The organism is Coxiella-like endosymbiont, from assembly GCF_002871095.1.
In the GTDB taxonomy this organism is placed as follows: domain Bacteria; phylum Pseudomonadota; class Gammaproteobacteria; order Coxiellales; family Coxiellaceae; genus Coxiella.
This window is the reverse complement of the sequence record NZ_NSHJ01000086.1, coordinates 1-15,060: the sequence shown is the minus strand read 5'-3', so window position 1 is coordinate 15,060 and position 15,060 is coordinate 1. Positions and strand designations below refer to the sequence as shown.

Sequence of the window (15,060 nt, the reverse complement as noted above, 5' to 3'; positions counted from 1 at the left end):
CTAATTAAAAAGTAATTGATTGTTCGAATATAATTTTTATGAGAAAATAGAAAGACTAGTTTTAAATATTGTAAAATAAAATATTTTCTATTACATGAATACTAATATTGAAATATTGCTCAAATGTATTTTGAAAATTTTAAATATGATAAAAGATAACAGTATAATTATCGCACTGGCTAGCTGATTTAAATTTCATGTACTAAAAATTAGTATCAAAATAATATTAAATGTGTATAAACTTTTTCTAATTAATTAGATATTTCTTAATAGGTTATTTTGTCATAAAATTATCTCGTCATAGAGATTATAATGATTTATGAGGCATTTTAGTAAATATATATTTTATTACTAACAAGAGGATTCTTTAAAATTTGTATTAGTATGAAATAATATCCTTTTTTATAATATAGTTAAATATTTTATTAGTGCAGCTACTTTTTGTTGGATTTTCCTGTTTTTTTCTCTAAAAATTCGAATACTCCTCAGAAAATTTCTAAACAATAGAGTCAGTTTATTCTAAACTCTTTTCTAATTATACGAATTATAAAACGTATTTTTAAATATATAACCTATACTCAAACAATGAGTCAAACAATGAGTTTAGAAATATTGCGATTATATTTACCTGTTGTTTATATGTTTCGACAGGCTATGATTAAAGATAAAATTAGAGCATATCTCATAAACCAGACAAAACTTTTTGATGATTAAAGTTTATCTAGTATATTGTCATTTTGAGTTTCGTAGTAATCCACAGAAATTTTATTTCGATTTGTTTTTGAAAAGCGATGGGATAAGATTTCCAATATGCTTATATCTCCTTTTGGAGAGAAGAAAACATAGTTATTTGGAACAAATTTTTTTAAAAATTTTTATTGTATTTACAATGATCTACAGATAATTTAAGCTTTATTTACTTTCCAAAATAATTGCAATAAAATTTTTATCGAATCTTACTTGATTCCACCTAAATTTAGAAAAAATTATACATAGTTAAGATTTAATTTCGTGAAGAATGAGGTACTCTTGGAAAGAAATAAACTTTATCTTTCTAATATTATGCGAAGTATTGATTTTTAGTATTTATTTTTTTAAGAGGTGAGATATTAATTCTTTTCTTGGCGTTCTTTTTCCAGATTTGTTATCATTCTCTTTAAAAAGACTGTGATTGTATTCAATCGGTTCAGAGAGTCCTTAAAATTTATAACTTAGCTCTTCGTTTTCAGAAGGAGGTGCCTGCTTTCCTCTGCCAATAATTTTAATAATCTAACGAAGCAATTAGTGATTTCTGTTATAGAAGCTTCGATCGCGAATCGCAAATAAGGTATCAAATAAAGTATAAGTAAGGTATTAAGTAGAGTATCAGCATGATTTAAAGATACTTGGTATTTTCTCAGTTATTTTTTTAAATTGCTCATTAGCGACAAAATTATGTATTAGTATTTCATAATTTATATCGTTTTTATTTATTTCTTTTTTTTATCTTCAGTTCATCATCAGATATTTCTTTTTTGTTTAGTTTTACATAGTATTTTGTAAATTTAGGACTCGAGTATCCTGGGTATTATTTAGTATTAAATTTTCAAAATAAAGGATTTAGGTTTGCACGTAACTTAAAAAAATCAGAGTTATTACTGTTTATAGCAATTACTTTTTATAGCAATTGCTTTTTATAATAATATTTTATAGCAATATTTTATTTAATTATCAGATAGAGTATTTCTCAATATGTATGTTAAAAAGGCATAAATTTTCTGACATATTGCTTAAGTAATTGATGCATATTAAAAGGATTATTACCCGTTATTTCTCTATAGTAATGCCTGTATCAATTTCTTGTGTTTACTACTTGTAAGAGGAAGTGTCGATCTCCAAATAAAAAGTCATATCATTTACTTTCTTCTCCTAGAGATTTTAGTTGGTATGGGGTAATTAGAAATAGGCTTATTCTACAATAATGTAGAATAATTTATTTAGTTTCTTTTCATTAAATTGTTTTTTTTATTTTTTCAAAGTATTTCTTGTTAATTAGAGAAACGAAGAAGTAATTTGGGTTTTGTTATGATTTTTTCTTTTTATATTTCTCTTATATTTAAAAATGAGATTGAGTGAATAGTATACCTCAATAATTTTAAAAGAAGATTAAAAACATGATATCATATTTATTTTTTGCCGTTTCCGTTTCCTTGGTTCATTGAATCTTGATCCAAGGTTAAGTGTTAGGAGACAAATAAAAAATGGCAACCAGATGCAACTCTGATCATATTCAGAAACTCGATGTCGCGATAATAAAATGAGCACTGTTCATGTATAAATACTTAAAATCCAGCTGCTTCTTGAGTTTTGTCGTGATTGTTGGAATTTATTGCTTGTTTAGTTCTATGTGGGCTCGAGATGATAAATTACTCTCTGTTAGGCCAGACCCTGTTTTGGTAGATGTGACTCAAGTTACAACGGCTGATATTCCCAATTCTGTTAGTGCGTTGGGTAGTTTGTCTGCAGTGCAAGTTGTCACAATTAGTGCTGAATCAGATGGACGAATAGCAGGAATTCATTTTAAAAGTGGTCAAGAAGTGGAGCAAGGAATGCCCATTGTAGAGCTTGATCATGTGCAAGCACAAGCTGATTATCAGTCAGCAGTAACTGCCATGAAATTAGCTCGCACCAAATATAATCGTTCTAAGTTATTGTTAAATCAGGCAATTTCTCAACAGGAATTGGCTACCTTGAAAGCAGATATGGAAAGTAAGGAAGCAGCAGTAAAAAGTAAATTATCTTCTCTAAATCAAAAGATTACAACTGCACCGTTTTCTGGTGTATTAGGTGTTTTTCATGTCCAAATAGGAGATTACGTTAAAGCTGGAGATCCTTTAGTAACTTTAATAAATAGCTCTCAGTTACGAGCGGACTATCAATTACCCGAAAGTTTTTTACCTGAATTGAAATTGGGTCAGCTGGTTAGTATCACTAGCAGCACTTACCCTAAAAAAGTTTTTTATGGTACAGTAAATTTTATTTCACCAACAGTAAATTCTGATACATATTCAATTTCTATCCAAGCATTAGTTCCCAATGAAACTAAATTATTGTTACCGGGTATGTTTGTTCATGTTTCTCATCAAATTTCGGTTGTTAAAGATACAGTCGTGGTTCCAGAAGAAGCGATTCAAGCCGACATAAAGGGATATTATGTTTATAAGGTAATGGGTGATAAAGTAGGGCAGACATATATTAAAATTGGTACCCGTTTAGATAATCAGGCACAAGTATTAAGCGGTTTAAAAATTGGAGATACCATAGTAGTGACAGGACAACAAAAATTAGACGATGGAAGTGTCGTGAGAGTCGTGAAGCAAGAGGTGTAATTTTTATCCATTAAACTTTAATTAATTTGATTAGTAATGATTTTAAAATGCAATTCTCTGAAATTTGGATTCGTCAGCCTGTTTTCTCCATTGTTTTAAGCTTAATGTTAGTTGTTTTGGGAATTGTTTCATTTCAACGTCTTGAAGTCCGTTTTTTTCCTAAATTAGAACTACCAATAGTGACCGTGGCTACTTACTATGAAGGTGCAAGTGCCGAGTTAATGGAAAGTCAAGTAACGACTCAAATTGAGAATGCGCTATTGGGGGTTGATCAGGTATCTGCTATTAATTCAATAAGCTATTCGGGTAGTAGTTATGTGACTGTTTTATTTCGTCTGGGAGGTAATTTTGAAGAAGAAGCAAACCTGGTTAGAGATAAAGTATTTGCTATTCGCGATAAATTACCTTCTGATGCTAATCCCTCGACCATCACGGTAGGAACTAAAGAAAGTCCAGTTTTAGGAGTGGGGTTTATTGATCCTCACAAATCATCTGCTGATATTCGAGATTATGTAGAACACACTGTTCAACCTATTTTACAGCAATTGCTGCCTGGTGTGGGCAAGATTGATATTTTAGGAGCAAGTGATTATGCTATGCGTATATGGTTAGATGCTTCAAAAATGGTTGCTCATCAAGTGACTGTGACTGATGTTAAAAATGCGTTAATCACCAATAATATCTATTTTCCTGCCGGCTTCATCCAAGAAGCTAAACGAAATTTTAGCATTGTGTCACATACTCAATTAAAAAATTCAGCTGCTTTCGGTGATATCATAATTAAACACACTAATGGGGGGGGTATGGTTCGCTTAAACGACCTTGGCTATGTAGAACTAGGCTATCGTAGTTTATATCAATTACCTATGCGGATTAATGGTCAAAATGGTATTGAAGTTTTAATTGAACCCTTGCAAGAAGCTAACCCAATTACAGTGGCTAACGAAGTAAAACAAGCTATGATGCAGATTCAGAAAAGTTTACCACCGGGCATGCAAGCTAACGTGAATTATGATACCTCTACGTTTTTAAAATCTTCAATAAAAGAAACTTTTTATACGATGGGTGAAGCGGTTATTTTAGTTATTCTAGTCATATTTTTATTTTTGGGTTCGGCAAGGGCAGCAAGTATTCCTATTATAATTATTCCTGTTACTTTAATTGCAGTGTTTGCTTGTATTGCATTATTAGGTTTTACGATAAATACTATGTCATTGCTTGGTATTATATTAGCTATTGGTTTGGTGGTCGATGATGCTATTGTGATGTTGGAAAATATTCATCGTCATATCGAAGAGGGTATGACAGCAATTCAATCAGCGATTCAAGGGAGCCGTGAAATGACTTTCCCTATTATTACAATCGCTCTTACGTTAGTGGCTGTATATGCACCTATTGGGTTTCTTCAGGGATTTACGGCAGAGTTATTTAAAGAATTTGCATTTACGTTAGCCGCTGCAGTAATTATTTCAGCCTTTGTAGCATTGACCTTATCACCAATGATGTGCTCGAGAATATTATTGGTGCCTACTCAGTATAGTCGATTAGTCCTAATCATTAATCAGTTATTTTCTCAACTGGCAAATTATTATCAAAATCTCTTGAAATTTGCCTTAAGTAAACGTCAATTCTGTGTCATTGCTTTGATATTTATTGCAGGCTTCGGTTATCTGCTGTTTATGAGTTTACCTTCGGAATTAATACCAAAAGAAGATATTGGTTTAATTCAGGTCAGTGTAAGTTCACCTTCTGGTGCTAGTTTAAAATATACCAATCAATATGCTGAACAGATTGAACGTTTTATTAAACAGCATCCTGCTGTTGCTAGTGTTATTAGTCAAGTATCCGCCAGCAAAGTAAATATTCGCGTTACTTTAAAATCGTGGGGTAAGCGAAAAGAAACTACTGAGCAAGTGATTGCTGACTTAAATCCAAAATTAGAAGCGATACCGGGAATCAATGCAATGGCTTATGTTCCAGATATTGTTAATTATGGATTAGAAGGAAATGATATCGATTTGAATTTTATGACAGGTGGAGATTACATTGATTTACTAGACCCGATTAATAAGATGCTTAAAATTTTAAAGCAATATCCCGGAGTAATGAATGTCTATACCAATTTGAAATATGATACTCAGCAATATGCTATTACTATCAAACGTGATCTAGCAGCAGTATTAGGTGTAAACATTCACGATATTGCGGATACGGTAAGCGCGATGATGAGTGGGAATCATTGGACCGATGTTCAAGAAAATAATAAAAGCTATGAAGTGATCGTTCAAATGCAAAAGGATGATCTATCAAATTTTAATGCACTTAAAAAGCTGTATGTGCGTAGCAGTGTGGCATCGGCCTCCTCATCTAGTAATAAAGAAAATATGATTCCTCTCTCAAGTTTAATTCATTTGACTCCAACTGTCGGACAGGGAAATTTCACACATTATAATCGTTTTCGTTCCGGAACTATTTCTGCTCATCTTTCGCCGGGATATGCCGAAAGTCAGGTAATTAATTATATCAAATCTCATTTGCTTACAGTATTAACCTCAAACGTACATGCTACTTTTTCAGGAAAAGCAGAGCAATTTTTGGAATCATCTCAAAGTATTTTTGGTATTGTTATTATGTCATTTATTTCCATTTATTTAATGTTGTCAGCTCAATTTGGGAGTTTTATTGATCCATTGATTATTTTATTAGGTATTCCTTTGAGTCTTGTGGGAGGATTCTTGTCATTAAAGTTAGCTGGTGGAACTTTGAGTATTTACTCCCAGATTGGGTTAGTTACATTAATTGGTATAATTAGTAAACATGGGATTTTGATTACACAATTTATTAATGATTTACGGAAACAAGGTGTGGTCACGTCAGAGGCTATTGTTAAAGGCGCGACAATTCGATTGCGACCTATCTTAATGACAACAATGAGTATGGTATTTGGTACACTTCCTTTAGCTTTAGCTACAGGACCAGGCTCTATTGGTCGACACCAGATAGGTTGGGTGATTGTAGGGGGTTTATTATTTGGAACTTTTTTTTCTCTTATTGTAGTGCCCATCGCTTATTCGTATTTTCTTCGATTGAAGAAAGTTTTTATTTCTACCGAAAGTACTAAATAATTTTTTGACGATATACTTTACTTACCATTGAAGGGAGTTCTTTGGACTTTTCTTTAAATGCGCTATAGTTTTTGTATGAAATGAATCGATATCATTAAGAATAATTTTACCTGAAGTAATCTTAAGTGTTTCTAAATCGGGAAATCATATTCATCATTATTGTCCAGGTTATGTTAAAATAGAAACTCACGAACTTCTTTCTGCGGAACATATTTTCCAAAGTGGAAAAATTACTTGCATGTTTACTGCTTTCTATTTTTATTTTGAAGTGTGTTGAGTATAGTGTATTGCACTTAAATTTGCCATTAGCTCTTTATAAGGAAGCAATATTTTTGGATGGAAACCAATTAAATCTAATCTTCCATCTCTATGTCTTACCTAAAACTTGTAATTTTGTGAACACTCCTGAATAATACCTCAGGGGTTTTCCATTTTATGATGAAAGTGTTGTCTATCAAAAAGCATTGATTGTTAACCCCAGAAAGTTTAACAAGCTGAGAGTTATTTTTAGATTTAATTACCGGTTTTAATATATACAGATATTAGTTAAGGATATTTATTATCTCTTCAAGGAAGGTTAAATGATTCTAGAACTAATTATATTAGTTATTTTTGGTTTGGTTTTAGAGGCTGCAACGGGCTATAAATGTTCACAGTAAATACAAGAATTATTTAATTCCGTAAATTTAAAATGGATGTATCATTGTTCTTACAGTGTGCTGGAAGAAGAGTTATTACTAATTTATGCATGGTTATTTAGGTATTTCTCATCCTTAGGATAGTGGTTTTAGTAATTAGCCCATAATAATTTATAATGATCATTTTGAATTGTAAATATATGATTTTATTAAAAAATATTTTAAAGAATAAATATTTTAAAGAGCTCTCTTTAAATAATTATTTGATGGAGTGCCCTGTTTTAGATCTAAAGGTAAGTTTTGGTGGAGCAAAACTTCCTATGGTTTAGAAGAAGTGTATAAAATAAAGTTTTGACGGTGGAGCCGATGTAGTTGTAGAGAGTAATGATAGTAATTTAGAATATGAGGTATTTGGTGGCTTATATTATAGAGCAAAATATTACTTTTCTTTCTTAGCTGTCAATGTAAATTGTAAAATTATTAATTTTCATGAGCCTAGGTTAGTAGCTTGAATTTTTAGGACTTATTAAAATAATATTTCTCTAAATTAATCTAAATAGTATTTTTAATCTAAATACTATTATAAATTTTCAATGTTCGTATATTGTAATTGTAATTTTTTTAACTTTTTTCGTATTGCTTCTAAAAGCAACTGTTCTTTTTCTACAATTTCTTTCGGGGCTTTTATTGTATAATTAACATTATTTAATTTTTTTAAGGAGTTTTCTTGTGCTCGTTGAAGCTTGGTAATTTCCTTTTGTAATCGAGTTAGTTCAATATCTTTCAGAATTAATCCTGCTAAAGGGATGTGAATTTCAAGATTTCCTATCATATCTGTAGTACTAAGAGGGAGAGCTTCATTAGTATTCGCCCATCGCCATTGAGTAATTTTCCCTAATGATTTTATATACTGTTCAGTATTCTGTAGACGTTTTTTATCAGTATCTTCTCCTTTATTAAAAATAAGTGTAATACTTTTAGCGGGAGAAAGATTCATTTCAGCTCTTAACGTTCGAATAACGGTGATGAGATTTTTAAGCCACTCAATTTCTGTGTTGGCCTCCTTATCAAGCTTAGATTTATTACATTCAGGGTAAGGTTCGACCATGATGCTATTGCCATTTTTATCTACGAGTGGTGCTACCGTGTGCCAAATTTCCTCGGTGATAAAAGGCATAAGCGGATGAAGGAGTCGTAGTAAGGACTCTAGTATTTCAAGGAGAGTAATCTGAGTACCACGTTGCTGAGAGGGTTTGATATGCTTATTATAGAGTACACATTTAGCGAATTCTACATACCAATCGCAATATTCGTTCCAAACGAATTCATATAAAATTTGAGCAAGCAAATCAAAACGGTAGTGATCCAAAGCTTTTCTAGCTTCTTTAATAGCTTGTTGTAGGCAACTTCGGATCCAACGATCAACGATATTATAAGTTAAAGGTTTTTTAGAATTTAAATTTTTGCCTTTCGTATTCATAATAACGAAACGAGCCGCGTTCCAAATTTTATTGCAAAAATTACGGTATCCTTGAATACGACTCATGTCAAAATTAATCTCGCATCTGGTACTTGCTAAAGCACAAAAAGTAAATCGCAAAGCATCTGTTCCATAACTAGCGATACCCTCTGGAAATTCCTTACGTGTTTGCTTTTCAATTGATTGAGCCATCTTAGGGTGTAATAAAGCACAAGTTCGTTTTTTAATAAGCTCTTCTAAAGAAATTCCATCAATAATATCAATTGGGTCTATAACATTACCCTTTGATTTAGACATTTTTCTTCCTTGATTGTCCCGGATTAGCCCGTGAATATAAACTTCATGGAAGGGTATTTTCCCCGTGAGTTTTAATCCCATCATTGCCATGCGGGCAACCCAAAAGAAAATAATGTCAAAACCAGTGACTAAGACTTGGGTAGGATAAAAAGTTTTATAGGTTTCAGTTTTATCAGGCCAACCTAGAGTAGCGAAGGGCCATAGACTAGCCGAAAACCAAGTATCAAGTACATCGGTTTCTTGCTCTAATTTAATTTCAGCTCCCAAACAATATTTTTTTCGAATTTCTTTTAGAGAATGACCAACGTAGTAATTTTTTCTTTCATCGTACCAAACTGGCAATCGATGTCCCCACCATAATTGTCGACTGATGCACCAATCTTGAATATTGCTTAACCATTGTATATAAATTTTTTTCCAAGTGAATGGAATTAGCTTTAATTCTCCTGATTTAATAGCGGCTAGGGCTGGTTCTGCAAGTGATTTCATTTTTAAAAACCACTGATCCGTTAAGAATGGTTCAATAATAGCTCCGGAACGTTCGCCTTGAGGAACTAGAACACGATGAGGTTCGATTTTTTCGAGAAAATGATTGCTTTCAAGATCAGCTAGAATTTTTTTTCGAGCATTAGAACGGTTTAAACCTTGATAAGGCTTGGGTACATTTTCATTTAATTCTCCTTGAGGAGTGAGGATATTAATTAAAGGTAATTGGTGGCGTTGACTTATCTCATAATCATTAAAATCATGTGCAGGCGTAATTTTTACACTACCCGTCCCAAACTCCCGATTCACAGTGGTATCTGCAATGATAGGAATAGTTCGGTTAGTTAAAGGTAAATGAATTTTTTTCCCAATATAATCTTGATAACGTTTATCATCGGGATGAACAGCGACGGCTACATCACCTAATAATGTTTCTGGTCGAGTGGTTGCCACTGTTAAATATCCAGTACTATAAGTTAAGGGGTAGCGAAGATACCATAGCACACCATCAATTTCTTTAGTGGTGACTTCCAGGTCGGATATAGCTGTGTTTAAAATAGGATCCCAATTAACGAGCCGTTTTCCTCGATATATTAAACCTTCATTATAGAGATGAACAAAGACTTTAGTAGTGGCTCGTGAAAGGCCTTCATCCATACTGAAACGTTTCCGGGACCAATCGATGGACACACCTAAGCGATGCATTTGGTGAGTAATTTTATTTCCCGAACGATTGCACCATTTCCATACTCGCTTAATAAAAGATTTTCGTCCTAAATCATGGCGAGTGAGTCCTTCTTGAGTTAGTTGTTGTTCTACAACCATTTGGGTAGCAATTCCTGCATGATCTGTGCCTCCTTGCCAAAGGGTCCGATGACCTTGCATTCGGTGATAACGAATTAAAACATCTATGAGAGTTTGCTGAAAACCATGGCCCATATGGAGAGTTCCTGTTACATTGGGGGGTGGTAATATTATGCAATAGGGGGTTCCTGAGTCAGGAAAGCAACTTAACTGATGCTGTTTCCAATAAACAGCCCATTTTTTTTCAATAAATTTTGGGTCGTAAGTTTTTTCCATGTTGTGTTGTGCTTTGGTAAAATACAAGTAGCTTATTATTTAACAAATGTTCTATTCAAACATAAAAGGTTTGATTTGTCAGTGATTATCTTCCGTTATTTAACTAAGGAAATTTTCAGTACTTTATTAGCGACAACGTTAATCTTACTAATTATTTTTATTACTAACCAATTTGTTCATTATCTTAATGATGCTGCTGCTGGAAAGATTACTGTTAAAGTGGTCATGGAAATTATGTCATTACAAGTACCTTTATTATTGGGTTATTTGATGCCTTTGAGTTTGTTTCTTGGGATCTTATTGGCTTTAGGACGGATGAGTGTGGATCATGAAATGGTTATTTTAACTGCGTGTGGAGTAAGCCGTTCTCAGATTGTAGTTATGATTATGATTATAGCTACCTTGATTACACTGATAGTAGCTTGGTTGATGTTGTCAGTCGAACCTCGAATGGAGTGGTATCGTGCTAAGATTCTTAACGAGGCTTTAGCAACAGCTTCTTTAGCAAAGATTATTCCAGGCTGCTTTCAACCTCTGGGTAATGATGGAAAGGTTTTTTATGCTGGTAGTGTTAATAACCATCATAGAAAAATGGCCAACGTTTTTTTAGCAGAAAGCGAACAAAGCATAGGGAACAAGGAGTGCTGGAGTCTTGTCTCAGCCACCGAGGCTACTGAAAATAGAAAATTTAATAATTCTAATTTTATGTTGTTTAAAAACGGATCCCGTTATGTAGGAATTCCAGGAGATTTAAAGTATGATGTTATAAAATTTAACCAATACGGTATCCGTCTCGACTCACCTCAAATGAGCATTTCTAAAAAAGTACAAGCTATGCCCACAACTAAACTATGGCAATTAAGACAAATAGATCTCAGGGCAGCAGCTGAGTTGCAATGGCGATTGGCAATACCTATTTCTGTGTGGATGTTTGCTTTATTAGTGGTGCCTTTAAGTGAAGCTAATCCTCGAAAAGGTAAGTTTGCTCAAATATTACCGGCTATTTTGATTTATATCATTTATGCTAACTTAATGTTTTTGGCTCGAGCTTGGATTGAAAAAGGGATAATTAACCCAATATTTGGATTAGAATGGATAAATGTATTACTTTTAGTGGTAGCGTATGTTTTATTCTTTTTTCAATCGCATTGGTGGCATCGCCTTGCTCTTAATCGGAGAGTATCCTCATGCGACTATTAGATCGCTATATCCGTGAAGCTGTCATTAGCGCAACAGTGTTAGTCGTTCTTATCTTATTCGGTATTGAAATTTTTATGGAATTTATTAATCAATTATCCAAAATTGGCTCAGGTCATTATAATTTGAAACAAGTTTTTTTATATGTTTTGACGCAATTACCTTCTGATTTATATCAATTATTTCCAATGGCTGGATTTTTAGGTTGTTTGATTGGTTTAGGGCGCTTGGCTGTTAGTAGTCAATTAATCGTAATGCTGGCAGCAGGGGTCTCTATTGCTCGCGTAACAGGATCAGTTGTAAAAGCAGCATTGCTTATGATTTTAATAGTAACGTTGATTGGTGAATTTGTGGCTCCCCGATTAGAATCGAAAGGCGCATTAATGAGATCTCTTGCGCTCTCAAAAGTAGTTGGGTATCAAGCATTGGGTGGGGTATGGTTACGTGATAGATATTCGTTCATCCATATTGGCTCCATTAATTCAAAGCATAAAATTAGTAATGTAAGTCGCTTTCAATTTAATCAAGATCGATTACTATCAGCGGCCTTTGCCTCTGAAGGCTACTATTCAAAAGGCCACTGGGTGCTTTATCATGTTAAACAGTCTCTTTTTACACCTACTCAAATAAAAAAAATCGAAATAAATCAACTCCCCCTGCAGATTGTATTTGATCCTCAACAATTGCAGCAAGATCGAAAGACTATTCAAGAACAATCAATTATAGATCTTTATCATATGATTCGATATCGTATTCAAGCAGAGCTTCAAACTAATACCTTTGTTTTTGCTTTTTGGCAGAGGATTATTCAGCCTTTTACTAGTGTAGTAATGATTTGTTTAGGAGTGCCCTTTATTTTTGGTTTGTTACGTCAGGCTAGTATGGAGCTTCGAGTGTTGACTGGGGTCATTATTGGGTTTGCTTTTTATATGTTGAACCAGTTTTTTGGACCCTTTGCGATGGTGTATCAGTTGCCTCCATTATTAGCAGCCTTAATGCTCACCATGTTATTTGCTATTACTTGTGTTATCTTGCTTCGTTATTCGACACGATAAAGACTTTATAAGATTAACTAAATTAGTGAGATGTTAAAATTAGTGAGATGTCATTAGAAAATAAAATAATTATGCGTCGGACTTTCGCTATAATTTCGCATCCAGATGCAGGAAAAACTACTTTAACGGAAAAGTTATTGCTTTTTGGCGGCGCTATTCAATTAGCGGGGACGATTAAGAGCCGTAAATCAGCTCGTTATGCTACCTCTGATTGGATGGAGCTCGAAAAAGAGCGAGGAATTTCTATTACTACCTCCGTTATGCAGTTCCCTTATCAGAACTATTTAATTAATTTATTAGATACTCCTGGCCATGTAGATTTTACAGAAGATACTTATCGAACATTAACAGCAGTGGATTCAGTATTAATGGTGATTGACGCAGCAAAAGGAGTTGAGTCACGCACTGTTAAACTTATGGAAGTTTGTCGACTAAAAAATACACCGATTATGACGTTTATTAATAAAATAGATCGTGATTCTCAACATCCTATCGAACTCTTAGATAAAATTGAGTCGGTTTTAAAAATTTATTGTGCTCCTATTACTTGGCCAATAGGGATGGGTAATAGTTTTAAAGGAATATATCATTTTCTTGAAGATGTTGTTTATTTTTACAAACCGGGAAAATATGGACACATTAATCAAAGCTTACAAATAAAAAATCTTAATAATTCTAAATTGGATAAAACATTAGGTAATTTGCTTGGGGAGGAATGGCATAGTGAAGTTGAATTAGTAAAAGCAGCAAGTCATACTTTTAATCATGAGCAATATTTAAAAGGAGCTTTAACGCCAGTATTTTTTGGATCCGCTATAAATAATTTTGGCGTACGTGAATTATTAAATACTTTTGTAAAAGAAGCGCCCGCGCCGCAATCACGAACTACTAATGTTCGAGTCATTAAACCAGAAGAAAATAAATTTAGTGGATTTGTTTTTAAAATTCAGGCTAACCTGGATCCAGGTCATCGTGATCGAATTGCTTTTTTACGGATTGCTTCAGGTCAATATCAAAAAGGAATGAGAGTTTATCATGTGCGACTCGATAAAGAAATTCAAATCAATAACGCATTGACATTTTTAGCGGGAAAACGACAGAACACAGATGAGGCATGGCCAGGAGATATTATTGGTTTTCATAATCATGGAACTATTCAAATTGGAGATACTTTTACACAAGGAGAAAAACTAAAATTTAGTGGTATTCCAAATTTTGCGCCTGAGCTTTTTCGATTGGTGCGACTTAAGGATTCTTTTAAAAAAAAAGCTTTCTTAAAAGGATTAAGACAATTATCTGAAGAAGGTGCTACCCAGCTCTTTCGACCTTTAGATAGAAACGATTTAATTTTAGGAGCACTGGGTCTTTTGCAATTTGATGTAGTTGCTTATCGATTGGAAAATGAATATAACGTAAAATGTGTTTATGAACCCGTTAATGTAACTTCTGTTCGGTGGATTACCTCTGATGATAAAAGTATTATGGAGCAATTTAAAAGAGAGCAATCTCGTAATTTAGCTTATGACAATGCAGGATGTTTGACTTACCTAGCGTCATCCCGAGCTAATTTGGAAATTACTATTGAAAAGTGGCCTAAGATTATATTTAGTAAAATTCGTCAATTAAGCTTCCTTCTTTAAAAACCGGGAAATTCACTTAATACTTCTTAACAAGAAGTATTGTAACTTTGGCTGTACTAACGGTTGGTTTGTAATTGATTTCAATTTAAGCAGATTGATCAAAATACTGATCTGAAGTTGCTTGAGCTATTTGATTTTAATAAGTTAAGATATATTAATGACCTCTATATAAGCTACTGTAATTATTATTTTTATTGCTGTTTTATGTTCTATGAGAGTTATGATAAAAGGTAGGTTAGACCTATATTTTATAAAAGTATTCAAAATATAATCGTAATGCTTTACTAAGACTGTATATTGGGTTTCATTCTTCTCAGATTAGTATCTGGAAAGAATAGTTTTAGGATATTCTGAGATATGCTCTATAATAGATATTATACAAAATCTTCCCTCAATGATTAGTAATATTATAATTTTTTTTAAAAATTTTATTATTTCTGTCTACATTTTAATTTTTTAACAGTGAGGAATTTTAGAGTAAAAAATTTTAAATCAAAATGTCGCAGGTTTTCTGTATATTGTTAAGATTCAATTTTATTTAAAGATCTTAATTTGAATATTATTTTATTTCTTTATCAAAATCAACAAAAACCATAAAATTTTTAAAAAACGTTCTTCTTAAAACTGCTATTACCCTAAACAATGATTTTAAACTAAATTCTTTATAAGAATTTAGTTTAAAATCATTGTTTAG

The 15,060-nt window shown here is 32.7% G+C and carries 6 protein-coding genes; 5 read left to right on the top strand and 1 reads right to left on the bottom strand.

What is annotated here, in order from left to right:
• Positions 1 to 2,309 precede the first annotated feature (2,309 nt).
• Positions 2,310 to 3,368, top strand: coding sequence for an efflux RND transporter periplasmic adaptor subunit (locus CLERM_RS01360; protein ID WP_102156814.1), 1,059 nt, complete (start codon positions 2,310 to 2,312; stop codon positions 3,366 to 3,368).
• A gap of 47 nt (positions 3,369 to 3,415) precedes the next feature.
• Positions 3,416 to 6,493 (top strand): efflux RND transporter permease subunit, encoded by a 3,078-nt coding sequence (locus tag CLERM_RS01355; RefSeq protein ID WP_102156815.1) that lies wholly within the window; start codon positions 3,416 to 3,418, stop codon positions 6,491 to 6,493.
• 1,218 nt (positions 6,494 to 7,711) lie between these two features.
• Here CLERM_RS01355 and CLERM_RS01350 read toward each other — a convergent pair.
• Positions 7,712 to 10,474: a valine--tRNA ligase gene (locus CLERM_RS01350; RefSeq protein WP_102156813.1), complete on the bottom strand. Its 2,763-nt coding sequence runs from the start codon at positions 10,472 to 10,474 to the stop codon at positions 7,712 to 7,714.
• An 81-nt stretch (positions 10,475 to 10,555) separates the two neighbouring features.
• Between CLERM_RS01350 and lptF the strand changes: the two genes are divergently transcribed.
• The 3 genes from lptF to CLERM_RS01335 are packed head-to-tail and all read left to right on the top strand — an operon-like array spanning position 10,556 to position 14,366.
• Complete coding sequence (gene lptF / locus CLERM_RS01345) at positions 10,556 to 11,674, top strand: LPS export ABC transporter permease LptF (RefSeq protein ID WP_236905137.1); 1,119 nt, start codon at positions 10,556 to 10,558, stop codon at positions 11,672 to 11,674.
• Positions 11,662 to 12,726: an LPS export ABC transporter permease LptG gene (lptG, locus tag CLERM_RS01340; RefSeq protein ID WP_102156811.1), complete on the top strand. Its 1,065-nt coding sequence runs from the start codon at positions 11,662 to 11,664 to the stop codon at positions 12,724 to 12,726. The genes lptF and lptG overlap by 13 nt, the downstream gene beginning before the upstream one ends.
• Positions 12,727 to 12,773: 47 nt before the next feature.
• Entirely contained in the window at positions 12,774 to 14,366 is a 1,593-nt protein-coding gene (locus CLERM_RS01335) for a peptide chain release factor 3 (RefSeq protein ID WP_102156810.1), read from the top strand.
• Positions 14,367 to 15,060 lie beyond the last annotated feature (694 nt).